Source organism: Arthrobacter sp. P4_F11 (assembly GCF_056401395.1).
Window position 1 is genome coordinate 192,513 of sequence record NZ_JBFUJK010000006.1, and the last position, 22,464, is coordinate 214,976.

A 22,464-nucleotide genomic window follows, 5' to 3' on the forward strand; every position below is an offset into this window, starting at 1 on the left:
TGAGTATGGACGCTCCGGCCCTGAGCCTCAACGGCCATTAGTGCAGAGCGCATCTGCAAAAATGCACAAGCGGGCCGGCCTAGTGGCTGAAGAAGGTCTCCCGGAGCTGCCCGCTGAGCTGGCCGATTTCGGTCAGGAAGCCGTCGTGGCCGATCGGCGCTTGAATGATGTGCAGTTCCGGGCCGCCCGGCAGGGCCTCTGCCAGTTGACGGGACTGGGCCGGGAAATACAGGCGGTCCGAGTCCACGGCCGCCACCAGGAACTCCGCGGTGGCCGGGGCCAGTGCCTCCCCGAGACCTCCGCGCCCCCGGCACACATCGTGGCTCATGAGGGCTTCGGTGATCGCGATGTAGCTGTTCGCGTCGAAACGCCGGGCCAGTTTGCTGCCCTGGTGGTCCAGGTAGCTTTCCACCTGATAGCGCCCGCGTCCGGCCAGCGATCCGGCCTCCAGGGGCGTCTCGGACTCCTGGGCGTTGCGGCCAAACCGGCCGTCCAGTTCGGCCGCTGAGCGGTAGGTAATGTGCGCGATGCGGCGGGCGAGGGCGAGCCCCGCCTCGGGTTCCGGGCCGCCGTAGTAGTCCCCGCCCCTGAAGTGGGGGTCCTGGCGGATGGCCAGCGTCTGTGCCTGCGCGAAGGCAATCTGTTCGGCGGTGCTGCTGGCGCCGACGGAAATCACGGCGCAGCGCCGGACCCGGCCGGGAAACGTGACGGCCCATTCAAGGGCCCGCGCGCCGCCGAGCGAGCCGCCCAGCACCGCGTACCAGCTGCCGATGCCCAGGGCATCGGCCAGCCGCGCCTCGGCAGCGGCGGTGTCCCGCAGGGTGACCAGCGGGAACCGCGATCCCCAGGGGCGCCCGTCCGGGGCCGGGGTGGAAGGCCCGGTGGATCCGTAGCAGCCGCCCAGGATGTTGATCGAAACGACGAAATACTTGTCCGTGTCCACGGGAGCCCCGGGTCCGGCGAGCTGTTCCCACCAGCCGGGCTCCCCGCTCTCGCCGCGGGTCACGTGCGTGTCGCCGGTCAGGGCGTGTTCAATGAGCACGGCGTTGGAGGCATCCGCGTTCAGGGTCCCCCACGTCTCGTAGGCGAGCACCACATCCGGCAACGGAGTCCCGGATTCGAGCTGCAGATCACCGATCCTGACGAACTGGACAGTCCCGTCAGGGGTCCGGGATGGTTTGGTTTCGGGAACACCCGTGCGGGTGACGGCAATCGTCATGTGAGGACCTATCTTCGCACTTGCCCGCCGTCAGCTGACCGGCAGGCCAGGTCTTCACCCGGGGCACCCCGCCGCAAAAGGAGGGTTGCCGGCCAGCAAGCCGGGGCTGTCGCTGGCACTCATGACCTGGTACGAGTCTACGAAACAGGGTGCGGAAATCACGAAGATTATGACTTCCATGTGACAGCCGGACCCGTCAGCACCGCAGTTTCCCCACCTTTGACAGCCGTGACCGGCGGGTCGCGCCGAAGTGCCGGCGATTCCCGGCGTCATGCCCGCAAAGGTGGGGAAATTCCGCGTGGGCTTCGGCCTAGGCGGACTTGGCCGCGCGGAATCCGGCGTCGAGGTCCGCCAAGATGTCGTCAATGTGCTCCAGTCCCACCGAAAGCCGCACCAGCCCGGGATTCACCCCGGCGATCACCTGCTGTTCAGGCGAGAGCTGGCTGTGGGTGGTCGACGCCGGATGGATCACCAGCGACCGGACATCGCCGATGTTCGCGACGTGGGAGTGCAGTTCGAGGGCATCGACGAACCGCTTGCCGGCCTCCGCTCCCCCGGCGATGTTGAACGCCACGACGGCGCCGGTCCCCTTGGGCCCGTACTTGCGGCCGCGCTCGTACCAGGGGCTGGACGGCAGCCCGGCGTAGGCGACCGATTCGACGTCGTCCCGCCCCTCCAGCCATTGCGCCACCTTCGTGGCGTTGGCCACGTGGCGCTCGACGCGCAGGCTCAGCGTTTCGATGCCCTGGGCGATGAGGAAGGCGTTGAACGGGGACACCGCGGAGCCGAGGTCGCGCAGGAGCTGGACCCGGGCCTTGAGGATGTAGGAGAGGTTCGCGCCCAGCGCGCCGTCGGCTCCGAGGTCGCGGGCGTAGACCAGGCCGTTGTAGGTGGGGTCCGGGGTGTTGAAGCCGGGGAACCGCTCCGGGTCTTTCCCGAAGTCGAAGTTGCCGGAGTCCACGATCACGCCGGCGATTGCGGCGCCGTGCCCGCCGAGGTACTTGGTGGCGGAATGGACCACGATGTCCGCGCCCCACTCGATCGGCCGGATCAGGTAGGGGGTGGAGAGCGTGTTGTCGACCACCAGCGGGACGCCGGCCTCGTGCGCCACGCGGGAGACGCCCTCGATGTCCAGGACGTCCTGGCGGGGGTTGGAGACCACTTCGCCGAAGAACAGCTTGGTGTTGGGCTGGACGGCGTCCCGCCACTGGTCCAGGTTATCCGGGTCCGCCACGAAGGTCACGGAGATGCCGAACTTCTTCAGCGTGTGCGCGAGCAGGTTGTAGGTTCCGCCATAGAGGCTGGGGCTGGCCACCACATGGTCCCCGGCCTCGGCGATATTGAGGATGGCGAACGTCTCGGCGGCCTGGCCGGAGCTGAGCAGCAGCGCCGCGAGGCCGCCTTCCAGGCTGGCGACGCGCTGTTCGACGGCGTCCTGGGTCGGGTTGCCGATCCGGGTGTAGATGGGCGCGAGCTCGGCGAGCGCGAAGCGGTTCGCGGCGCTTTCGGCGCTGGGGAACACGAACGACGTCGTCTGGTAGATGGGCAGGGAACGCGCGCCGGTGGCGCTGTCCGGCTCCTGGCCGGCGTGGATCTGGCGGGTTTCAAAGGACCAGGCGTTGGACATTGGTGCTCCTCGAGTCACTGGGCACAGCACCGGCCGGGGCTTTCGGCCCGAACCGGAACAGGCGCCGCGCTTGCCCTCCGGCGGGCGCCGGACGGCCAGGTCTTCACCCGGGGCACCCCACCGCGATACGAGGGTTGCCGGCCAGCAAGCCGGGGCTGTGCGCTGGCACTCATGACCTGGCTTCAGTGTAGGAATGGCGGCGGAGCCATGGATAGCTTTGTGACGAAGATGAAGACGGCCGCCGTGACGGAGCATCCGGGGCGCCGCGTTCCGCGCCCCAGGACGTCCCATGACGGTTAGGGGAGCCTAAGCTGAGAGGTCCATCACAAAGTGCCAAGATGATGGCATGCGCATGGATCACGTCTCTTACGCCTGTGAACACGATGGCTTGGCAGCCACCACTGAACGTATTGCGTCTGCCCTCGGCGTTGAAGCCGTGAAGGGTGGAGTGCACCCCCGTTTCGGGACACGCAACATGATTATCCCGCTCGCGGGACACAAGTACCTGGAAGTCGTGGAGGTCCTGAACCACCCGGCCTCCGACAAGGCCCCGTTCGGCCAGGCCGTCCGGGCACGCTCCGAGGCCGGCGGCGGCTGGATGGGCTGGTGCGTCGAGGTTGACGACCTGGCCCCGTTCGAGGAGCGGCTCGGCCGCGCCGCCGTCAACGGCAACCGGAAGTTTCCCGACGGCCGCGAACTGGTCTGGAAGCAGATCGGCATCCTGGGGCTCATTGCCGACCCCCAGGTGCCGTACATGCTCAAGTGGGAGGGCGACCCGGAGTTGCACCCGTCCAACGCCTACGCGAGCGATGTCAAGATGTCCGCACTGACCATTGCCGGTTCGGCCGCACGTGTCACGGAGTGGCTGGGCGAACCGGTTGAAAAGCCGCTGGAAGACGTCGCCGTGAACTGGATCGCGCCGCACGGGACTCCCGGCATCCTCTCTGTCACCTTCGAGACCGCCTCCGGAGCGGTCACGATCTAACGCTCCACCTGCCCCACGCTTCGGCCGCCATCTCTTAGGTGCCAACGATGTCACCTAGGAGACGGCGGCCGAGATCATTTAAGGGCTGCTCCTAAAAGCAACTCAGCCCAGGCCCACGGCCTTGCCGAACAGGCTGAACCCCACGAACGCCACAGTGTCCAGGATGGCGTGGGCGATCACCAGCGGCATCACCCGTTTGGTCCGCGTGTAGACCAGCGCGAAGACGACGCCCATCACCGCGTTGCCGATGAACGGCCCGAACCCCTGGTACAGGTGATAGCTGCCGCGGAGCAGGGCGCTGGCGGCGATGGCCGCCGGCACGCTCCAGCCCAGTTTCCCGAGCCGGTCCAGCAGGTACGCCACCACAATCACTTCCTCGACCACCGCGTGCCGGATCGCGGACAGGACCAGCACTGGCACGGTCCACCAGTACGCGTCCAGGGCACTGGGGATGATCGCCGTCGTGATCCCCAGGGCCCGGCCGGCGGCGTAGAGACCCAGGGACGGAATGCCGATGAGCGCGGCGAGTCCGAGACCCTGCAGGAGGTCCTTGCCGGGCCGGGCGAAGTCGAAGCCGATCCTTCGGAACGCCGAGGTTCCGCGCTCACCGGCCGGCCAGTGCTCGGTGAGGAAATAGATCACGAGGGCCACCGGGACCAGGGCGAAGATGATGTCCAGCAACTGGTAGGTGAGGTCGAAGTATTCGCGTGCGCTCTGTGAGCGGTTCAGTGTGGATGTCCCCTGGGCCAGCGGCGCCGTGGTCATCTTGTCCAGCAACTGCACCACGGAGTAGATCGCGGACTGCCCCAGCGACAACCCCAGGACAATCAACACTTCGAACCGCAGCCGACGGCGGGAGGGAACCAACATGGTTCTATCTTGCCTGCACTTGCCGATAGTTTGCTGGTGCCCGCGTGGTGCCGGCCGAACGGGGTTTTGCCTGCGGCACCTGCTTTTAGGAGCCCTATGCTTGGGGATTATGAGTGCGCCCCGGAAAATCATCATGATCCGGCACGGCCAGTCTGCCGCCAATGCCGACACCTCGATCTACAACCGTGTTCCGGACTACCGGATCCCGTTGACCGCGCTGGGTCTGGAGCAGGCCACCGCGGCCGGGGAGGAGGTCCGGCGCCAGCTGGACGGCCGCCCGGTGTGCGTCTACGTCTCCCCGTACCTGCGCGCCTACCAGACCCTCGAGGCGCTGAATCTCGGCCCGCTCGTGGAGCGGGTGATCGAGGAACCGCGCCTGCGCGAACAGGACTGGGCCAACTTTCAGATCGCCGGCGACATCGAGGACCAGAAGGAGCTCCGCAACGCCTACGGGCACTTCTTCTACCGCTTCCGCGAGGGCGAGTCCGGTTCCGATGTGTATGACAGGATCTCTTCGTTCATGGAAACCCTGCACCGGCACTGGTCCCGGCCCGGCTATGCCCCGAACGCGCTGTTCGTGACGCACGGATTGACCATGCGGCTGTTCTGCATGCGCTGGTTCCACTGGTCGGTGGAATACTTCGAGTCCCTGAACAACCCCGAGAACGCCGAGGTCCGCACCCTGCTGCGCACCTCGCACGGCAAGTACGAGCTCGACAAGCCCTTCACGCAGTGGGAGAAGAGGCGCGTGGACGAGACCGTCCTCGACGCACCGCCCATGATGTTCTAGGGCTAGCGGAGCGGCTGCGCTACACCGACGCGCCACACCGCGTGCGTCAGGGGGATGCCGGGCCGGTAGGCGAGGTGCGTGGCGGAAGGGGCGTTGAGCAGGTGCAGGTCCGCGCGGTGTCCGACGGCGATCGAGCCCACCGCGCGTTCGCCGTCGACGTCGTTCCCGGCCTCCCGCCCCAGGGCCAGGGCGCCGCCGTAGGTCGCGGCGCGCACCGCCTCATGGACACTGAGCCGCATCTGCAGCACTGCGGTGGTGACGCAGAACGCCATGGAGCTGGTGTAGGACGTGCCGGGGTTGCAGTTGGAGGCCAGCGCCAGCTGCACACCGGCGTCGAGCAGTTCACGGCCTGGGGCCAGCGGCTGCCGGGTGGAAAGATCGCAGGCCGGCAGGCACGTGGCAACCGTGCCGCGCTGCCCGGATCCAGGCGTGCCGCTGCCGCCGGCGGCGTCCCAGCCGGACCAGCTGCCGGCAAGGGCGTCGATGTCCGCGGCCGACAGGTAGTTCACGTGGTCCACGCTCGCGGCGCCGAATTCCACGGCCAGCCTGACGCCGGGGCCCTCGCCGAGCTGGTTGCCGTGGACGCGCAGCCCCAGCCCGGCGGCCTTGCAGGCCAGCAGCACCCGGCGGGACTGGTCCTCGTTGAACGCACCCTGCTCGCAAAAGACGTCGGCCCAGCGGACGTAGGGCCGGACTGCGGTGAGCATCGGTCCGCAGACCAGCTCCGTGTATTCCTCCGCGTCCATCCCGGCGGGCACAAGGTGCGCCCCCAGGTAGGTCACCTCGTCCGCCACCGTGGAGGCGATGCGGGCGCTGCGGGCCTCGTTCTCGAGGTCCAGGCCGTAGCCGGTTTTGGTCTCCAGGTAGGTGGTGCCCTGCGACACGGCCTCCGCGACGCGGCCCATCGCCAGCCGGGTCAGGTCGAAGTCGCTCGTGCTCCGGGTGGCGCCGGTGGTGACGGCGATCCCGCCGGCGCTGTAGCTTTCCCCCGCCATCCGGGCCTCGAACTCGGCAGTGCGGTCCCCCGCGAAGATCAGGTGCGTGTGGGAGTCGACCCAGCCCGGGAGGAGCGCCCGGCCACCGGCATCCACCCGTTCGTCCGCGGCCGGGGCGCCGGCCGCGGGCCCGAGCCAGGAAATCCGCTCCCCCTCGATGACCACCGCCGCGTCGCGGAGGACGCGGTGTTCCGCGTCCTGGGTCATCAGTTCGGCGATATTGGTGATGAGGGTACTCATGGGTCCATTCTTCAGCGCCGGATGGACCAGCGGGTCGCGGCCAGCGCCTCCGCTGTCCGGGATGCCGGACTGGCGTCCCGCGCCGGGGGCAGGGCCGGGGCCAGGGCCGGGGCGGAGCCCTGGCCGGCGAGGATCAGCCCGGCGGCCAGTTCCGCGACGCCGGATGAGGTCTGGAATCCGTACCCCCCTTGGCCGGCGAGCCAGAAGAATCCGGTGGCCTCGGCGTCGAACCCCACCACCGGGACGCCGTCGGCCGCCTCCGTCCGCAGCCCCGTCCAGGCCGTGCGAACGCTCCGGATCCCGAGCGTCGTGATCTCGTTGAGCCGGGCGATGACCCGTTCGACGTCGCCGGGATAGGGCCGGGCGTCCTCAGGTCCGCTCGGCACGTGTTCGGCGGGCGAGATCAGGACCTGGCCGTTGTCCGGCCGGAAGTAGAAGCTGTCATCGGCCGCCGCCACCATCGGGCAGGCTTCCGGGAGGGGATTCTCGACGTCGACGATCGCCGCGGTGCGCCGGTACGGCTGCAGGCCGAGCTTCTCGACGCCACTGAGGACGGCGAGCTCGTCGGCCCAGGCACCGGCGGCGTTGACCACGACGGCGGACTGGAAGCCTTCCTGCCCGGCGCCCAGTTCCCAGCCGGTGCCCAGGCGTTGGGCGGAATGGACCCTGGCGCCGGTAATGATGTCCACGCCGCCGGCCACGGCGAGCCGCCGGTGGTCCTCGAGCAGCACGGGGGCGTTGCAGGCGAAGGATCCGGTGTCCAGCCCGGCGGCGCTGAACGAATCCGGGACCAGGACCGGGCACAGGTCCAGTGCCTCGGCGTGGGTGATCCGCTGCATGTGTCCGCTTGCCTCCGCCCGGACGGTGGCGTCGTCCCCGATCAGCATGAAACTGCGCGGGGTGAGCACCGGTTCCGGACGTTCAGCGTCCTGGGCCGCGATGAGGTCGAGCGTCCGGACGGTGAGCTCCTGAACCACAGGCGGGCCGTAGCTGGGAATCAGTTGCCGGGCCGAGCGGGCCGAGGTGTGGTACGCCAGGGTCTGCTCGGCTTCGATCAGGGCCACGCTGCAGCGCCCGGCCAAGGCGGAGGCAAGGGACAGGCCGGCGATCCCGCCGCCGACAATTACGACATCGTAATGAGCTGACATGATCCCATCCTTGCAGATTGTCGGGTCAGGCCGCGCCGGTATCCGGCGTTTGCCGCAACCTGCGCCCGGGCGAGCGGCGTCAATCGGGTCCCACAGTCATCACCAGCGGCGTTGTTGGATCCCCGGGCGTTGAAATGTCCAGTGACTCACGGTGCTCTCGGCACATGGCGTCTCCACGATTCCGGGTTTGGCGGCAACTTTCTTGGAATCCTGGTTGCTTGGATAAATTGTGCACGCCGCCCCCGGGACATGCCCTTCCTTGGTCCGCACGGCTGGACATGTCCCTCGTTGCGGCGGGCAGGCCCGGGACATGCCCTTCGTTGGTCGTGGCCGTTGGACATAGTGGCATTATGTCCAGTCCTCGCTGCCGGAGCTGGGCATGTCCACCGTTGCGGCGGGCCGGCCCGGGACATGCCCTTCCGTGGTCCGCACGGCTGGGCATGTCCCGCGTTGCGGCGGGCCGGCCCGGGACATGCTCTTCCGTGGTCCGTACGGCTGGACATGTCCCTCGCTGCGGCGGGCAGGACCGGGGCATGCCCTTCGTTGGTCGTGGCCGTTGGACATAGTGGCATTATGTCCAGTCCTCGCTGCCGGAGCTGGACATGTCCCGCGGACCAGCAAGAGGAGCAAGCCGGGATGAACGGGCAGGGCCGGACCCCTGGGGTGGGGCCGGACCCGTGCTGAAAGCGGGGGCCCGGCCCGGCGATCAGGCGCTCTAGGCTGCTGCCACCGCTGCGCGGCTGCGCACGAACGCCTGGACGCAGGCTTCGACGTCGTCGGCGCTGTGCGCGGCGGAGAGCTGGACGCGGATCCGGGCGGCGCCCTTGGGCACCACCGGGTAGCTGAACGCCGTGACGAAGACGCCGTTGTGGAGCATGGCATCGGCCACCTTGGCGGCCATGACGGCGTCGCCGAACATTACCGGGACAATGGCGTGCTCGCCGGGGAGCAGGTCGAAGCCTTCCTCGCTCATGCGGTTCCGGAAGAGCTCCGCGTTGGCGAAGAGCTTGCCGCGCAGTTCGCCGGAGTTTTCCACGAGGTCCAGGGCCGTGAGCGTGGCCGCGACGATCGCCGGGGCCAGCGAGTTGGAGAACAGGTAGGGGCGGGCCTTCTGGCGGAGCATCGCCACGACCTCGCCGCGGCCCGAGACGTAGCCGCCGGACGCGCCGCCGAGGGCCTTGCCGAAGGTGCCGGTGTAGATGTCCACGCGGTCCGAGACGCCGGCATGTTCCGGCGTGCCGGCACCGGTGGCGCCCATGAAGCCCACCGCGTGGGAATCGTCCACCATGACCAGGGCGTCGTACTTGTCGGCGAGGTCGCAGATCGCTTCGAGCGGGGCCAGGAAGCCGTCCATCGAGAAGACGCCGTCCGTGACGATGATCTTGCGGCGGGCCGGGTTCTCCTGGGTCGTGGCCTCGATCAGCTTCGATTCGAGGTCCGCCATGTCCTGGTTGGCGTAGCGGAAGCGCTGGGCCTTGCAGAGCCGGATGCCGTCAATGATGGACGCGTGGTTCAGGGCGTCCGAGATGACGGCGTCCTCCGGGCCGAATAGGGACTCGAATACGCCGCCGTTGGCGTCGAAGCAGCTGGAGAACAGGATGGTGTCCTCGGTGCCGAGGAACGCCGAGACACGCTTTTCCAGTGCCAGGTGCAGGTCCTGGGTGCCGCAGATGAAGCGGACGCTGGCCATGCCGAAGCCGCGCTCGTCCATGGCGGTCTTCGCCGCGGCGATGATGTCCGGGTGATCGGCGAGGCCCAGGTAGTTGTTGGCGCAGAAGTTCAGCACGTCGGCGCCGGACTCGCCGATCTGCCCGGCCTTGATGCGGTTGGCCTGCGGCGAGTCGATGTGCCGCTCGGTCTTGAACAGACCGGCGCTGCGGATCTCATCGAGTTCGTGCTGCAGCTGGTCCTTGATGGCTGAATACATGGGTTGGCTCCTCGGCTGGTTGGATGCGGGGGCGGAATGCTGTGCGTGGAAGGCGGTGTCTGGCAGGGGGCCGGAAGCGCGCAGTCAGGAAAGGGCCTAGAAAACGGTCCAGTCGAGAACCACCTTGCCGCCGACGCCGGCGCGGGCCACCTCGAAACCCTTTTCCCAGTCGGTGGCCGGCAGCGTGTCCGTGACCACGGCCGAGATGTTCGCGTGCAGGGCCGGGTTGGAGGAGAGCATGGCGCTCATCGCGTACCAGGTCTCGAACATTTCGCGACCGTAGATGCCCTTCATGGTCAGCATGTGCGTGACCACCTTGCCCCAGTTGATGTCGATGGACTGGCTGGGCAGTCCCAGCATCGCGATCCGGCCGCCGTGGTTCATGTTGTCGATCATCTCAGGCAGCGCGGTGGGGTGTCCCGACATTTCCATGCCGATGTCGAAGCCTTCGCGCATGCCGAGTTCGCGCTGGGCGTCCTTGACCCGCATCTTCGAGACATCGATCGCGAGGTCGACGCCGAGCCTGCGGGCCAGTTCCAGCCGGGGCGCGGAGACGTCGGTGATCGCGATCTTGCGGGCGCCCGCGTGCCGGGCCACGGCGATCGCCATCAGGCCGATGGGTCCGGCGCCGGTGATCAGCACGTCCTCGCCGACCAGCGGGAAGCTCAGGGCGGTGTGGACGGCGTTGCCGAAGGGGTCGAAGATGGCGCCGAGTTCCGGGGTGACGGAGGGGTCCTGGTGGACCCAGACGTTGGTCTCGGGGATCACCACGTACTCGGCGAAGGCGCCGTCGCGCTGGACGCCGACGCTGACGGTGTTGATGCACATCTGGCGGCGGCCGGCGCGGCAGTTGCGGCAGATTCCGCAGACGATGTGGCCTTCGCCGGAGACCCTGTCCCCCACCTTGACGTCCAGGACGTCCTCGCCGGTCTCCACGACCTCGCCGTAGAACTCGTGGCCGGCGATCAGGGGGGCGTTGATGATGCCCTGCGCCCAGGCGTCCCAGGCCTGGATGTGCAGGTCCGTACCGCAGATGCCGGTGGTCATGACGCGGATCTTGACGTCCCCGGGGCCGGTCTTCGGCTCGGGACGGTCGACGAGCTCGAATCCTGCGTGGGCGCCGGCTTTGTAGAGAGCCTTCATGGGCCTTCCTAACTGTGCTTTTGGGGTCCTGCTCCGCGCGTTCTGTTCCGCGTGTTCTGTTCCGCATGCGGGGCGGGCGTGTGGGTCAACTCACCCCATTAGACCCACCAGAAAGCATTAGCACAACCGAATTTTTCTCAATCGACGAATTAGCAATCGCTGTTGCATAGAATGGCTGGCATGGAAATCCACCAGCTGGAGATGTTGCGCGAACTCGGAGCTCTGGGCAGCGTCAAGGCCGTCGCCGAAACCCTTCTGGTGACGCCGTCGGCGGTGTCCCAGCAACTGGCCGCGCTGCAGAAGACTGTGGAGGTGCCGCTGACCCGCAAGGAGGGCCGGAACCTGGTGCTCACGGAGGCCGGGCAGGTGCTGGCGGACGCCGGGGCCGCGGTGGTCAGCGCGATGGCGGATGCGAAGATGGCGATCGGCGCCTACCACGGCTCACCGGTGGCGCCGGTGACGCTCAGCGGTTTCCACAGCGCCGGGCAGGCATTGTTCGCGCCGCTGGCCCGGCTGCTGGACGGCCCGGGCCAGCCGCGGATCCTGCTCTCCGACGAGGACGTCGCCCAGCAGGATTTTCCCGCCCTGACGGCGCGCTACGACCTGGTCCTGGCGCACCGGATGGATCACAGCCCGCGTTGGCCCGGGGAACGCGTCGCGGTGATCCCGCTCGCGCATGAGCCGCTGGACGTGGCACTGCCGGCCGGGCACCGGCTGGCCGGCCAGCGCGCGGTGACGGCGGACGACGTCGTGGGCGAACCGTGGGTGACGAGCCGCGCCGGCTACTCCCCCGCCGACGTGCTCTCCGCCGTCGCGGCGGTCTCCAGCCGTGAGCTGAACATCGTGCACCGCATCAACGACTACTCAACTGTGGCGGCGCTCGTGGCGGCCGGCGGCGTGATCGGCCTGCTGCCGCGGCACACCGCGCGGCCTGTGCTGAACCCGGACATTGTGCTGCGGCCGCTGGAGGGCATCAGCACCCGGCGTCGGATCGACGTCCTGGCCCGGCCGGAGAACCTTAAACGCACATCGGTCATGATGGTCTGCGAAGCGCTGCAGACCATCATGACCGATTTAGTGGGCGGCTAGGGGCTAGCCCTCGACGCCGAGGCGCTGGAGGATCAGCTCGCGCACGCGGCCGGCGTCGGCCTGCCCGCGGGTGGCCTTCATCACGCCCCCGACGATCGCGCCGATCGCCTGGATCTTGCCGCCGCGGATCTTGTCCGCGACGCCGGGCTGAGCGGCGAGGGCCGCGTCGATGGCTTCGAGCAGCGGGCCGTCGTCGGAGACCACGGCGAGGCCGCGCTTCTCGACGATTTCCGCCGGGGTGCCTTCGCCGGCGAGCACGCCGTCCAGGACCTCGGAGGCCATCTTGTTGTTGATCTTGCCGTCCTCGACCATCTTGTTCAGTTCCACGATGGTGGCCGGGTTGACGCCGAGCTGGCCGGGATCGACGTCGGCGTTCTTGGCGCGGCCCACGATCTCGCCCATCCACCATTTGCGGGCCACGGTGGCGGTGGCGCCGGCGGTGATGGTGTCCTCGATCTCGTCCATGACGCCGGCGTTGACGACGTCGCGGAACTCCAGGTCCGAGTAGCCCCAGTCGGCCTGCAGCCGCTTGCGGCGCGCGGCCGGCGGCTCGGGCAGGGTGGCCCGGAGCTCCTCGACCCATTCGCGGGACGCGGTGATCGGGACCAGGTCAGGTTCCGGGAAGTAGCGGTAGTCGTCGGCGTCGGACTTGGCCCGGCCCGATGTCGTGGTCCGGGTGTCCTCGTGCCAGTGCCGGGTTTCCTGGGTGACCGGCTCGCCGGAGTCCAGCACGGCGGCGTGCCGCTGGATCTCGTAGCGGACCGCGTGTTCGACGGCGCGCAGCGAGTTGACGTTCTTGGTTTCCGAACGGATGCCGAAACGTTCGCGGCCGTGCGGGCGCAGCGAGACGTTGGCGTCGCAGCGGACGTTGCCGCGCTCCATCTTCGCGTCCGAGACCCCGAGGTTCTTGACGATCTCGCGGACGGCGGCCACGTAGGCCTTGGCGAGTTCGGGAGCGCGGCTGCCGGCGCCCTCGATCGGCTTGGTGACGATCTCGACCAGCGGCACGCCGGAACGGTTGTAGTCCACCAGGGAGTAGTCCGCTCCCTGGATGCGGCCGGTGGCGCCGCCCATGTGGGTCAGCTTGCCGGCGTCCTCCTCCATGTGCGCGCGTTCAATTTCGACGCGGAACACGGTGCCGTCGGCGAGCTCGACGTCCAGGTAGCCGTCGTACGCGATGGGCTCGTCGTACTGGGAGGTCTGGAAGTTCTTCGGGGTGTCCGGGTAGAAGTAGTTCTTCCGGGCGAAGCGGCACTTCTCGGCGATCTTGCAGTTCAGCGCCAGGCCGATCTTGATCGAGGACTCGATCGCGGTCTTGTTCACCACCGGCAGCACGCCGGGCATGCCGAGGTCCACCTCGTTGACGTTGGTGTTCGGCTCGTCGCCGAAGACGTTCGGCGCGGAGGAGAACATCTTGGTCTTGGTGTTGAGCTCCACGTGGACCTCGAACCCCAGGACGGGATCGTACTTGTCCATCGCCTCTTCAAAGCTGAGGGTTGCGTCAGTCATTAGTGTGAGCCTCCGTGGCTTGAAACGGCAGAATCAGTGAGCGAGGGGGCCTTGTCCAGCAGCGGGCCGCCCCACTGCGCCTCGAGCAGGGATTCCAGGACCGCGCCGACGCGGTACAGGCGGGCGTCCTGGCGGGCCGGGGCCAGGAGCTGGATGCCCACGGGCAGCCCGTCCTCGTCGGCCAGGCCGCCGGGCAGCGACAGGCCGGGGACGCCGGCCATGTTCGCCGGGATGGTGGCGACATCGTTGAGGTACATCGCCAGCGGGTCGTTGAGCTTCTCGCCGAGCTTGAACGCCGTGGTCGGCGCCGTCGGGGAAATCAGCACGTCGGCCTTTTCGAAGGCGGCGTCGAAGTCGCGCTGGATCAGGGTGCGCACCTTCTGGGCCGAGCCGTAGTACGCGTCGTAGTAGCCGGCACTCAGGGCGTAGGTGCCCAGGATGATGCGGCGCTTGACCTCGTCGCCGAAGCCGGCGGCGCGGGTGGCCCCCATGACCCGCTCGATGGTCAGCGGTCCCTGTTCGGGCAGGACCCGCAGGCCGTAGCGGACGCCGTCGAACTTGGCCAGGTTGGAGGACGCCTCCGACGGCATGATCAGGTAGTAGGCGCCCAGGGCGTACTTGAAGTTGGGGCAGGAGACCTCGACGATCTCGGCGCCCGCGCCCTTCAGCAGCTCGAGGGATTCGTTGAAGCGGTTCTCGACGCCGGCCTGGTAGCCCTCGCCGTGGAGCTCCTTGATGATGCCGATCTTCATGCCCTCGACGTTGCCGGTCCGGGCAGCGGCCACGAGGTCCTCGAGCGGGTCCGGCAGCGAGGTGGAGTCGCGCGGATCGTGCCCGCCAATCACCTGGTGCAGCAGGGCCGAGTCGAGAACGGTGCGCGAGACCGGGCCGATCTGGTCCAGCGAGGAGGCCATGGCGATGGCGCCGTAGCGGGAAACGCCGCCGTAGGTGGGCTTGACGCCGACCGTGCCGGTGACGGCGCCGGGCTGGCGGATGGATCCGCCGGTGTCCGTGCCGAGGGCCAGCGGGGCTTCGAAGGCCGCGACGGCGGCAGCGGAACCGCCGCCGGAACCGCCCGGGATGCGGTCCAGGTCCCACGGGTTGTGCGTGGGCCCGTAGGCGGAGTGCTCGGTGGACGAGCCCATCGCGAATTCGTCGAGGTTCGTCTTGCCCAGGATCGGCATCTTGGCGGCGCGCAGGCGCTCGACGACGGTGGCGTCGTAGGGGCTGTGCCAGCCTTCGAGGATCTTCGAGCCGGCCGTGGTGGGCTGGCCGATCGTGACGATGAGGTCCTTGACGGCGATCGGGACGCCCGCGAGGACGTGGAGCTCTTCGGCGGCGGCACCGCCGGCGGCGCGGATCGCATCCACTTCGGCGGCGACGGCGAGCGCCTCGTCGGCGTTGACGTGGAGGAAGGCGTGGACCTTGCCGTCGACGGCGGCGATGCGGTCCAGGTAGGCCTGGGTGACCTCGACGGCGGTGATCTCGCGGGCGGCCAGCTTCTCGGCGAGCGCGGCGGCGGAGAGGCGGATCAGTTCGTTGTTCTCAGTCATGGTCTTAGTCCTCATCCAGGATTGCCGGGACCTTGAAACGGCCTTCGTACGCGTCTGGGGCACCGGAGAGGGATTGCTCGGCCGTAAACGTGTGGCCCACGACGTCCTCGCGGAACACATTGGTCAGCGGAATCGGGTGGGACGTGGCCGGGACGTCATCACCGGCGGCTTCACTGACGGACTTCACTGAATCCACGATGACGGCGAGTTCGCCGGCCATCCTGTCCAGCTCTTCAGCACTCATCTCGATGTGCGCGAGTTGCGCGAGATGCGCGACGTCATCGCGGTTGATCGCAGCCATGGATCTCCCCTGCAAGGTATGGATAATTTTCCGTCCCAGTCTACGTGTCTGAACGCCCTGCCGCCGTCCGGCGCCAGGCCGGACGAGCCTCCCTCACCAAACGCGACTGTCGGGTCCGGAAAATCTCCGAACCCGACAGTCTCGTTATGAATATTTGTGGTGCTCCTTGGCTTGTCAGCCGATGCCGATGGCTCCGGTGAGGACTCCTACGCCGAGCATGACCAGGGAGATCACGGCCGTGCGCCACAGGACCTTCTTGTGGTGGTCGCCCAGGTCCACCTTGGCGAGGGAGACCAGGAGCAGGATGGCGGGGACCAGGGGGCTCTGCAGGTGGAAGGGCTGGCCGGTGATGGAAGCGCGGGCCATGTCGGCGGCGCTGACGCCGTAGTGGGCCGCCGTTTCGCTCAGGACCGGCAGGACGCCGAAGTAGAAGGCGTCGTTGCTCATGAAGAACGTCATTGGGATGCTCAGGACACCGGTGATCACGGCCATCAGCGGACCCATGTCCGACGGGATGATCTGGACCAGCCATTCCGACATGGCCTTGACCATGCCCGTGCCGTTGAGGACGCCGGTCAGGACCGAGGCGGCCATGACCATGCTGACGACGGCGACAATCGAGGGAGCGTGCGCGATCAGCTGGGCGCTCTGGTCCTTGACCTTGGGGAAGTTGACCAGCAGGGCGATGGCGGCGCCGACCATGAAGACGAACGGGAGCGGAATGACGTTGGCGACGAGCGTCACCATGACGGCGACAGTGAGGCCGAGGTTGAACCAGAACAGCTTGGGACGGAGGGTCTTGCGGTTGGGGTCCAGGGCGGTGTCGGCCATGGCGGAGTCGCGGTCGTCAACGAGGGAATCGGCGCGCTCCAGCACGGCAACGGACGATCCTTCCGGGGAGAGCCCGGCGGGCGAGGCTCCGGGGCCCTTGCGGCCGCGGCGGATTCCGGTACCGCCGGCCGCGCTGCCGCCGGCTGCGCCGTCTGCATCGCCGTCGAAGGCTGCGGCTGTATCCGGGACGCCCCAGATCTCGGGGGCGACGGCGCGGAGGCGGTTGCGTTCCTGCAGGCCGAGCAGCCAGGAGAAGACCAGCACGACGATGAGCCCTGCGATGAGGGACGGGACCATGGGCACGAAGACATCATTGACGTCGAGCTTCAACGCGGAGGCGGCGCGGGCGGTGGGGCCGCCCCAGGGCAGGATGTTCATGGTGCCGTTGGCCAGGCCGGCCACGCAGGTCAGGACCACGGGGCTCATCTTCAGCCGCAGGTAGACCGGCAGCATCGCCGCGGTGGTGAGGATGAAGGTGGTGGAGCCGTCGCCGTCGAGGGAGACCGCTGCCGCGAGGATGGCCGTGCCCAGGACCACCTTGGCGGGGTCGTTGCCGAGCTTTCGCAGGATGAACCTGACCAGGGGGTCAAAGAGCCCGACGTCGATCATCAGCCCGAAGTAGATGATCGCGAACATCAGCAGCGCGGCGGTGGAGGTCATGGATTTCATGGAGTCCATGACCATCGGGCCGATGCCGAGGCCCGCGCCGGCGAAAAGCCCGAAGACTGTGGGAACAATGATGAGCGCCAGCACCGGCGTCAACTTCTTCGTCATGATCAGCACCATGAATACCGCGATCATGGCGAATCCTAGTAATACCAGCACGGCCGGCTCCTTCTTCGTTGAATGACACCACTCCGGTGTGATGCGCACTACAGACGTTAGAGTGGCGCCCGTCACGACTGGGCCTTTGGCTCAATTGATTGGCATACTGCTTATTGGATGCATTTTGCGCATTTTGCTCACGTCCGTACCAACCCCAGGCAGGAGCCCGATGAAGCGCCGCACAGTTCTGCCGGCCCTGCGTTTTTCGACCCAGACACTGCTGCTGCAGCTCGGCGTCGTGGCGCTGGTGGTGCTGCTGAGCAGCGCCGTCCACGCCTGGCTGAGCTACGACCGGCTGGGCCGCGAGGCGGAGAACCAGGCGCTGACCCTGGCCCGGACCGTGGCCTCGGACCCCTCCGTGCGGGCTCAGGTCCAGTCCATCAGCGCCCTTCCCGCCGCTCCCCCGGCCGCCGAGCTGTTGGCCGGTCCGTTGATGGCTGCCGCGGAGGGTGCCCGCACCCGCACCGGGGCGCTGTTCGTGGTCATTACGGACGAGACCGGCATCCGGCTGGCGCACCCCGACGCGGAGCGGCTGGGCGAAAAGGTCAGTACCGACCCCTCGGACGCCCTCGCGGGCCGGGAGGTCACCACGCGGAACACGGGCACGCTGGGCCCGTCCGCCGGCGCCAAGGTCCCGGTGTACGCCCCGGATTCGACGGCGGTGGTGGGCGAGGTGAGCGTGGGCTACTCCACCGAGACGATCAGCCAAAGCCTGGCCCGGGACATCATCCCCATCGCCGTCACGGCCGCCGGCGCGCTGCTGGCCGGCGTGCTCGCCTCCTTCCTGCTGCGGCGGCGGCTCCAGCGGCTGACCCTCGGGCTCGAACCCGAGGAGATCAGCACCCTGGTGCACGACCAGGTGGCCGTGTTGCAGGGCGTCGACGACGGCGTCATCGGCGTTTCGGCCGACGGCAGGGTCAGCGTTTTCAACGCCGCCGCGCAGCGGCTGCTCGGTGTCCCGGACCTCGCGGGCACGGCCTGGGCCGCCGCGCCGGTCCCGGAGCAGCTCAAGGCCCTGACCCGGGCCGATGCGGCCGAGGGCGAGGCGGTGGAACTCGTGGCCGGCGGCCGGGTGCTGGTGGTGAGCGCCCGCAAGGCCCTGCACGGCCGGGAGGACCTGGGCTGGGTGGTGATGTTGCGGGACCGGACCGAGCTGCAGCAGCTGACCCGCCAGCTCGACGCCGTCGGCACCATGTCTGCGGCATTGCGGGCACAGCGCCACGAGTTTGCCAACCAGCTGCACACGATCGCCGGGTTCATGAGCATCGGGGAGCCCCAGCAGGCCCAGGACTATCTCGCCAAACTGGCCGGCACCGGGCCGCTGGCATTCCCGGTGGACCAGGCCGAGCTGCTCCAGGACCCCTACCTGCAGGCCTTCCTCGGTGCCAAGGGCGTCGAGGCGGACGAGCGCGGCGTGAGCCTCCGCCTCGGCCCGGAATCCGTGGTCCGCGGCCACGTCACCGAACCCCAGGACGTCACCACCGTCCTGGGGAACCTGATCGACAACGCCGTGAACGCCGCCGTCGCCGGATCCGCGGCCGAGCGCTGGGTGGAAGTCGAAGTGCTGGACGAACCGGGCATCAACGGAGGCGCCGGCACACTCCACATTGTGGTGGCCGATTCCGGCGACGGCCTGGGCGGCGGAATGACAGCCGCCGAGGCCGAGGGGGTCTTCGCGGAAGGCTACACGACCTCGGTCCGGCCCGCCCGCCCTGGCGGAGGGCAGGGCCTGGGGCTGGCGCTGTCCCGCCAGCTCGCGCGCCGCCGCGGCGGAGACTTGCGGGTGCTCGAAGCCGGCTCCCCCGGCGGCCCGGGCGCCGTTTTCGTCGCCACGCTGCCGGGAACCACCGAACCGGGGCCAACACTGCCGGGAAATACCGAACCTGCAATCACTGAAGCAAACCGAGAGGACAACGATGTCTGAGGATTTCAGGGTGCTGATTGTCGACGATGATTTCCACGTCGCCAAGCTGCATGCCGCCTATGTGGATTCGGTGGCCGGCTTCCTGGCGCTGCCGCCGGCCGGCTCGGCGTCCCAGGCACTGCAGGCCATCCACAGCCTCCGCCCGGACCTGGTGCTGCTGGACGTCTACCTGCCGGACGCTTCGGGCCTGGACCTGCTGCACCAGCTGGACGTCGATACCGTGATCCTCAGCGCGGCCTCGGACACGGCCTCGCTGCGGCTCGCGTTCCGCCGCGGGGCACTGGGCTACCTGCTCAAGCCCTTCACGGCCGAATCCCTTTCGCAGCAGCTGCGCTCCTATGCACGCTACCGCCGGATCCTGGCCCAGCCGGGCTCCGTCAGCCAGGAGACGGTGGAGCGCGCCAAGCGCGCCCTGATCCCGGGCGACGTCGTCGCCTCGGCACGTCCCCGCTCCGCCACCGAGGCCGCGGTGCTGGAATCCCTGGTGCCCGGCGAGCAGTATTCAGCCGCCGACGTCGCCGCCCGGGTCGGTGTGTCCCGGGCCACCGCCCAGCGGTATCTGTCCGCGCTGGCGGACGACGGCGCCGTCGACATCCAGCTGCGCTACGGCACCACCGGGCGGCCCGAGCACCGCTACGGAATCCCCGTTCCGGCCGGCCACTAGGCGCCGTCGGGCTCCTTCTGTGCCGCCGCCTGCTCCGCCTGCACGGCCCTGTGGATGTTGCCGTGGATCATGTCCGCCCCGACACGCTCGATCACGCCGTCCCGCTCCAGGACCGACCGGACCGCGGGCTTCAGCCGGGTCAGGCGCAGGTTGACCCCGGCCTCCCGGGCGAGGATGACGATGTCCGCCACCTTTGCCGCCCCCTGCGAGTCGACGAAGTTGATCCCGCCGCAGTCGAGCACGATCCCGGTGAGCCCCGGCGTCGACTGGATGACGTCGCGCAGGCGGTCCTCCAGTGCATCGGCCGTGGCGAAGAACAGGCCGCCGTCGAACCGGATCACGGCAATGCCGGGAACGGTCTCGTCGCCGGGGTGCTCACCGGCGTCGCGGAAGACCTGGGTCCCGGGCTCGCGGCCCAGGTCGGGCATCTCCGGATGGGTCGCCACCCGGACGAGCCAGATGAGCGAGAGCCCGATTCCAATGACGACGCCCGCCAGCACGCCGAAGATGAGGGTCCCGATGATGGCCGCGACCGCAATCCAGAAGTCGAACTTCTGCACGCGGGCCAGCCGCCGCAGCTCGGGCACGTTCATCATGCCCATGACGACGGCCTCGATGATCAGCGCCGCCAGCACGGGCTTGGGCAGGATCGAGAACAGCGGCGCCAGGAACAGCAGCGTGAGCAGGACGGTGATCCCCGAGGTGAGGGAGGCCAGTCCGGTCTTCGCCCCCGAGTGGTCGTTCAGCGAGCTCGCGGACAGGCTCGTCGAGACGGGCATCCCCTTGAACAGACCCGAGGCGATGTTGGCCATTGACTGGGCTATGGATTCCTGGTTGATGTCGATCTGGTAGCGGTGTTTGGCAGCGAACGCCCTGGCATCCCCTGCGGTCTGGGAGAAGCCGATCAGGACCAGTGCCACCGCCGCGAGCGCCACGGTGCCGACGTGGTCCCACATGAGTTGGCCGTCCGGGACCTGCAGCGAGGGCAGCCCGCTGGGTACGTCGCCCACCAGGGCCACGCCTTTGGCCCCGAGACCGAAGAGCGCCTCCGCCGCCAGTCCGCCCACCACCAGGACCAGGGCGCCGGGGACTTGGGGAGCGATGGCTTTCAGCCCGAAGACCACAGCCAGCGCGATGACCCCCACCACCACGGTGGTCGGCTGTGCCGCGCCCAGGGTGCCCAGCCACGACCACAGCTCCTGGAGCGGATTCGAGCCGGTGACCTCGGTCCCGGTGAGTTTGGGGAGCTCGCCGATCACGACGTCGATCGCCGCGCCGAAAAGGAAGCCGGTGACCACGGCCTTCGAGAGGAACTGCGCAATCCAGCCCATCTTGAAGACGGCAAGAATCAGGAACAGGATGCCGGAGGCAAGGGTAATTCCGGCAACGAACGAGGCGACATCCTGCTCGCCGGTGATGCCCGCCGCGAGCACGGCACTTGCGGCCACCGCCGCCAGGCCCGAACTCGGGCCCATCGAGATCTGCCGGCAGGTGCCGAAGATCGCGTAGACGATGGCGCCGGCGGCCGCGGCATACAGGCCGTTCTGCAGCGGGATACCGGCGATGCCTGCGTACCCGAGGTTCTTCGGAACGATCAGGGCCGCGACGGTGACCCCGGCAATCAGATCGCCGCGCAGCCACGAGCGGTCATAGGAGCGGAACTGGCCGATGAGGGGGATCCTGGTGGGCCCCTGCCCGTGCGCCTTGGTCATGCGCCCTTCATACTCCAAGTCCCGACGTTCCGCCAGAGCCCGGCCGGCCCCCGCAACGCCCCGGGCAAGCGTCGGTTTGGCCCTAGGTGGCGCTCTTCTGGGCGACGAGTTCGATCTCGACGAGCATCTTGGGATCCAGGAACGGCAGCACGTGAACGAGGGAGAGCGTGGGGCGGATGTCGCCGAAGACCTCGCCGTGGGCCCGGCCGGCCTCTTCCCACTGGCTGATGTCCGTCAGGTACAGCTTGGACTGCACCACGTCCTCGAAGCCGAAGCCGGCCTCGGCCAGCACGGTGCCGAGCTTCTGCAGGATGTAGCTGGTCTGGGCGTAGAAGTCCTCGCCCACGATTCCGTCCTCGCCGCTGGCGGCGGTCGCGGAGATGTAGAGGGTGTTGTCCACCTGGACAGCCCGGGAATAGCCGAGGGTCTGTTCCCAGGTGGAGCCGGTACCGAAGGTCTTGCGCATGGTGGGCCTTTCGCAGTTGCCCCAGGGATCGGCACAACTGTAGGGCGCCGGATGGCCGGGCCGCCAAACCGGGTTGCTTTGTGTCGGCGGACCTGCGCGGGGCCACCGCCCCGGCTAGAGTTCCTGGCGGTAAACGAGCAGTTTGATGTCCGTGCCCGGCACGAGCCAGTCGCGCTCCGGCGCCCGGACGAAGCCGGTCTTCAGGTAGAGGCCGTGGGCGCTTTCCCAGCTCTCGCCAGTGGTGAGGGCCACGGCGTGGATGCCGGGCAGGGCCCTGGCGTGCTTGATGATGGCCTGGACCATGGCCTTGCCGGCACCGCTGCGCTGCACGGAGGGGTCCACCACGAGCATCCTGAACTCGAGCTCGTCGCTGAAGGCGATGTCCGCGTAGGGCTCGCCGGCGACCGCCAGCGTCACGGAGCCGAGGATCCGGCCCTCACGCTCGGCGACCCAAACCGTCGCGGCCGCCGCGCGCTGCCCGACGTTCTGGATCTGCTGCATGTAGGGGTGGTCGGCGCTCTCAAAGTAGCCTGCCGCCAGGTAGGCGTCCCGGGTGATGCGCGCTATGGCGTCGAAGTCGGCCGGAACGGCGGGGCGAATGAGGATCTGCGAAGGCACCTGTCAATGGTACGGGCGCCCGGCCCGG

Annotated in this window: 19 protein-coding genes and 2 riboswitches; of the genes, 5 read left to right on the plus strand and 14 right to left on the minus strand. The window is 68.5% G+C overall.

Translation table 11 applies throughout. The features are described from left to right. Nucleotides 1–79: 79 nt before the first annotated feature. Nucleotides 80–1,219 carry a homoserine O-acetyltransferase MetX gene (metX, locus tag AC1DRO_RS09115; RefSeq protein ID WP_476950581.1) on the minus strand — a complete coding sequence of 380 codons (1,140 nt, stop codon included), beginning with the start codon at nucleotides 1,217–1,219 and terminating at the stop codon, nucleotides 80–82. An 11-nt stretch (nucleotides 1,220–1,230) separates the two neighbouring features. Continuing rightward, a riboswitch (SAM riboswitch) is annotated at nucleotides 1,231–1,346 on the minus strand. 183 nt (nucleotides 1,347–1,529) lie between these two features. Continuing rightward, nucleotides 1,530–2,846 carry a bifunctional o-acetylhomoserine/o-acetylserine sulfhydrylase gene (locus AC1DRO_RS09120; RefSeq protein WP_476950582.1) on the minus strand — a complete coding sequence of 439 codons (1,317 nt, stop codon included), beginning with the start codon at nucleotides 2,844–2,846 and terminating at the stop codon, nucleotides 1,530–1,532. A 61-nt stretch (nucleotides 2,847–2,907) separates the two neighbouring features. Further along, nucleotides 2,908–3,023, minus strand: a riboswitch (SAM riboswitch). Nucleotides 3,024–3,192: 169 nt separating this feature from the next. On the opposite strand from AC1DRO_RS09120, the gene AC1DRO_RS09125 reads away from it, so the two are divergent. Further along, nucleotides 3,193–3,831, plus strand: coding sequence for a VOC family protein (locus AC1DRO_RS09125; RefSeq protein WP_026266630.1), 639 nt, complete (start codon nucleotides 3,193–3,195; stop codon nucleotides 3,829–3,831). A 102-nt stretch (nucleotides 3,832–3,933) separates the two neighbouring features. Here AC1DRO_RS09125 and AC1DRO_RS09130 read toward each other — a convergent pair whose 3' ends face one another. Next, a complete protein-coding gene (locus AC1DRO_RS09130) occupies nucleotides 3,934–4,701 on the minus strand; it encodes a CPBP family intramembrane glutamic endopeptidase (RefSeq protein WP_476950583.1) in 768 nt (255 codons plus the stop codon). Between the two features lie 109 nt (nucleotides 4,702–4,810). On the opposite strand from AC1DRO_RS09130, the gene AC1DRO_RS09135 reads away from it, so the two are divergent. Further along, nucleotides 4,811–5,491: a histidine phosphatase family protein gene (locus AC1DRO_RS09135; protein ID WP_028278302.1), complete on the plus strand. Its 681-nt coding sequence runs from the start codon at nucleotides 4,811–4,813 to the stop codon at nucleotides 5,489–5,491. 2 nt (nucleotides 5,492–5,493) lie between these two features. Here the strand turns inward: AC1DRO_RS09135 and AC1DRO_RS09140 are convergent, their stop codons facing one another. The 4 genes from AC1DRO_RS09140 to tdh all read right to left on the minus strand — a co-directional run bounded on the left by AC1DRO_RS09140 (nucleotide 5,494) and on the right by tdh (nucleotide 10,944). Beyond that, nucleotides 5,494–6,726 carry an amidohydrolase family protein gene (locus tag AC1DRO_RS09140; protein ID WP_476950584.1) on the minus strand — a complete coding sequence of 411 codons (1,233 nt, stop codon included), beginning with the start codon at nucleotides 6,724–6,726 and terminating at the stop codon, nucleotides 5,494–5,496. Between the two features lie 11 nt (nucleotides 6,727–6,737). Continuing rightward, nucleotides 6,738–7,874, minus strand: coding sequence for an NAD(P)/FAD-dependent oxidoreductase (locus AC1DRO_RS09145; protein ID WP_476950585.1), 1,137 nt, complete (start codon nucleotides 7,872–7,874; stop codon nucleotides 6,738–6,740). A gap of 715 nt (nucleotides 7,875–8,589) precedes the next feature. Next, the gene (locus tag AC1DRO_RS09150) at nucleotides 8,590–9,801 is read right to left on the minus strand and encodes a glycine C-acetyltransferase (RefSeq protein ID WP_476950586.1); all 1,212 of its coding nucleotides are present in this window, start codon (nucleotides 9,799–9,801) and stop codon (nucleotides 8,590–8,592) included. Between the two features lie 96 nt (nucleotides 9,802–9,897). Further along, nucleotides 9,898–10,944: an L-threonine 3-dehydrogenase gene (gene tdh, locus AC1DRO_RS09155; RefSeq protein WP_476871583.1), complete on the minus strand. Its 1,047-nt coding sequence runs from the start codon at nucleotides 10,942–10,944 to the stop codon at nucleotides 9,898–9,900. A gap of 180 nt (nucleotides 10,945–11,124) precedes the next feature. On the opposite strand from tdh, the gene AC1DRO_RS09160 reads away from it, so the two are divergent. Continuing rightward, nucleotides 11,125–12,033, plus strand: a complete 909-nt coding sequence (locus AC1DRO_RS09160; RefSeq protein WP_476950587.1) for a LysR family transcriptional regulator — start codon at nucleotides 11,125–11,127, stop codon at nucleotides 12,031–12,033. A gap of 3 nt (nucleotides 12,034–12,036) precedes the next feature. Here the strand turns inward: AC1DRO_RS09160 and gatB are convergent, their stop codons facing one another. The 4 genes from gatB to AC1DRO_RS09180 form a co-directional block, all read right to left on the minus strand. After that, nucleotides 12,037–13,542: an Asp-tRNA(Asn)/Glu-tRNA(Gln) amidotransferase subunit GatB gene (gatB, locus tag AC1DRO_RS09165; protein WP_476950588.1), complete on the minus strand. Its 1,506-nt coding sequence runs from the start codon at nucleotides 13,540–13,542 to the stop codon at nucleotides 12,037–12,039. Then, entirely contained in the window at nucleotides 13,542–15,095 is a 1,554-nt protein-coding gene (gatA, locus tag AC1DRO_RS09170) for an Asp-tRNA(Asn)/Glu-tRNA(Gln) amidotransferase subunit GatA (protein WP_079551532.1), read from the minus strand. Before gatA ends, gatB begins: the two co-directional genes overlap by 1 nt. Before the next feature lie 4 nt (nucleotides 15,096–15,099). Beyond that, entirely contained in the window at nucleotides 15,100–15,396 is a 297-nt protein-coding gene (gatC, locus tag AC1DRO_RS09175) for an Asp-tRNA(Asn)/Glu-tRNA(Gln) amidotransferase subunit GatC (protein ID WP_026537696.1), read from the minus strand. Nucleotides 15,397–15,570: 174 nt separating this feature from the next. Continuing rightward, nucleotides 15,571–17,052, minus strand: coding sequence for a CitMHS family transporter (locus AC1DRO_RS09180; protein WP_476950589.1), 1,482 nt, complete (start codon nucleotides 17,050–17,052; stop codon nucleotides 15,571–15,573). Between the two features lie 169 nt (nucleotides 17,053–17,221). On the opposite strand from AC1DRO_RS09180, the gene AC1DRO_RS09185 reads away from it, so the two are divergent. Both AC1DRO_RS09185 and AC1DRO_RS09190 read left to right on the plus strand, forming a co-directional pair. Further along, nucleotides 17,222–18,976 carry a sensor histidine kinase gene (locus tag AC1DRO_RS09185; protein ID WP_476950590.1) on the plus strand — a complete coding sequence of 585 codons (1,755 nt, stop codon included), beginning with the start codon at nucleotides 17,222–17,224 and terminating at the stop codon, nucleotides 18,974–18,976. Further along, nucleotides 18,969–19,640: a response regulator gene (locus AC1DRO_RS09190; protein ID WP_476950591.1), complete on the plus strand. Its 672-nt coding sequence runs from the start codon at nucleotides 18,969–18,971 to the stop codon at nucleotides 19,638–19,640. Before AC1DRO_RS09185 ends, AC1DRO_RS09190 begins: the two co-directional genes overlap by 8 nt. Here the strand turns inward: AC1DRO_RS09190 and AC1DRO_RS09195 are convergent. The 3 genes from AC1DRO_RS09195 to AC1DRO_RS09205 all read right to left on the minus strand — a co-directional run bounded on the left by AC1DRO_RS09195 (nucleotide 19,637) and on the right by AC1DRO_RS09205 (nucleotide 22,436). Beyond that, complete coding sequence (locus tag AC1DRO_RS09195) at nucleotides 19,637–21,352, minus strand: SulP family inorganic anion transporter (RefSeq protein ID WP_476950592.1); 1,716 nt, start codon at nucleotides 21,350–21,352, stop codon at nucleotides 19,637–19,639. The genes AC1DRO_RS09190 and AC1DRO_RS09195 overlap by 4 nt on opposite strands. Nucleotides 21,353–21,434: 82 nt before the next feature. Beyond that, nucleotides 21,435–21,818 carry a RidA family protein gene (locus tag AC1DRO_RS09200; protein ID WP_459384247.1) on the minus strand — a complete coding sequence of 128 codons (384 nt, stop codon included), beginning with the start codon at nucleotides 21,816–21,818 and terminating at the stop codon, nucleotides 21,435–21,437. Between the two features lie 114 nt (nucleotides 21,819–21,932). After that, complete coding sequence (locus AC1DRO_RS09205) at nucleotides 21,933–22,436, minus strand: GNAT family N-acetyltransferase (RefSeq protein ID WP_476950593.1); 504 nt, start codon at nucleotides 22,434–22,436, stop codon at nucleotides 21,933–21,935. Between the last annotated feature and the right edge of the window lie 28 nt (nucleotides 22,437–22,464).

What these genes read in the sequence shown, in the direction of transcription:
- AC1DRO_RS09160 (WP_476950587.1), top strand. Translation starts at nt 11,125, where the DNA reads ATGGAAATCCACCAGCTGGAGATGTTGCGCGAACTCGGAGCTCTGGGC.
- tdh (WP_476871583.1), bottom strand. Translation starts at nt 10,944, where the DNA reads ATGAAGGCTCTCTACAAAGCCGGCGCCCACGCAGGATTCGAGCTCGTC.
- AC1DRO_RS09200 (WP_459384247.1), bottom strand. Translation starts at nt 21,818, where the DNA reads ATGCGCAAGACCTTCGGTACCGGCTCCACCTGGGAACAGACCCTCGGC.
- AC1DRO_RS09185 (WP_476950590.1), top strand. Translation starts at nt 17,222, where the DNA reads ATGAAGCGCCGCACAGTTCTGCCGGCCCTGCGTTTTTCGACCCAGACA.
- AC1DRO_RS09120 (WP_476950582.1), bottom strand. Translation starts at nt 2,846, where the DNA reads ATGTCCAACGCCTGGTCCTTTGAAACCCGCCAGATCCACGCCGGCCAG.
- AC1DRO_RS09150 (WP_476950586.1), bottom strand. Translation starts at nt 9,801, where the DNA reads ATGTATTCAGCCATCAAGGACCAGCTGCAGCACGAACTCGATGAGATC.
- AC1DRO_RS09195 (WP_476950592.1), bottom strand. Translation starts at nt 21,352, where the DNA reads ATGACCAAGGCGCACGGGCAGGGGCCCACCAGGATCCCCCTCATCGGC.
- gatB (WP_476950588.1), bottom strand. Translation starts at nt 13,542, where the DNA reads ATGACTGACGCAACCCTCAGCTTTGAAGAGGCGATGGACAAGTACGAT.
- gatC (WP_026537696.1), bottom strand. Translation starts at nt 15,396, where the DNA reads ATGGCTGCGATCAACCGCGATGACGTCGCGCATCTCGCGCAACTCGCG.
- metX (WP_476950581.1), bottom strand. Translation starts at nt 1,219, where the DNA reads ATGACGATTGCCGTCACCCGCACGGGTGTTCCCGAAACCAAACCATCC.
- gatA (WP_079551532.1), bottom strand. Translation starts at nt 15,095, where the DNA reads ATGACTGAGAACAACGAACTGATCCGCCTCTCCGCCGCCGCGCTCGCC.
- AC1DRO_RS09140 (WP_476950584.1), bottom strand. Translation starts at nt 6,726, where the DNA reads ATGAGTACCCTCATCACCAATATCGCCGAACTGATGACCCAGGACGCG.
- AC1DRO_RS09130 (WP_476950583.1), bottom strand. Translation starts at nt 4,701, where the DNA reads ATGTTGGTTCCCTCCCGCCGTCGGCTGCGGTTCGAAGTGTTGATTGTC.
- AC1DRO_RS09135 (WP_028278302.1), top strand. Translation starts at nt 4,811, where the DNA reads ATGAGTGCGCCCCGGAAAATCATCATGATCCGGCACGGCCAGTCTGCC.
- AC1DRO_RS09125 (WP_026266630.1), top strand. Translation starts at nt 3,193, where the DNA reads ATGCGCATGGATCACGTCTCTTACGCCTGTGAACACGATGGCTTGGCA.
- AC1DRO_RS09145 (WP_476950585.1), bottom strand. Translation starts at nt 7,874, where the DNA reads ATGTCAGCTCATTACGATGTCGTAATTGTCGGCGGCGGGATCGCCGGC.
- AC1DRO_RS09190 (WP_476950591.1), top strand. Translation starts at nt 18,969, where the DNA reads ATGTCTGAGGATTTCAGGGTGCTGATTGTCGACGATGATTTCCACGTC.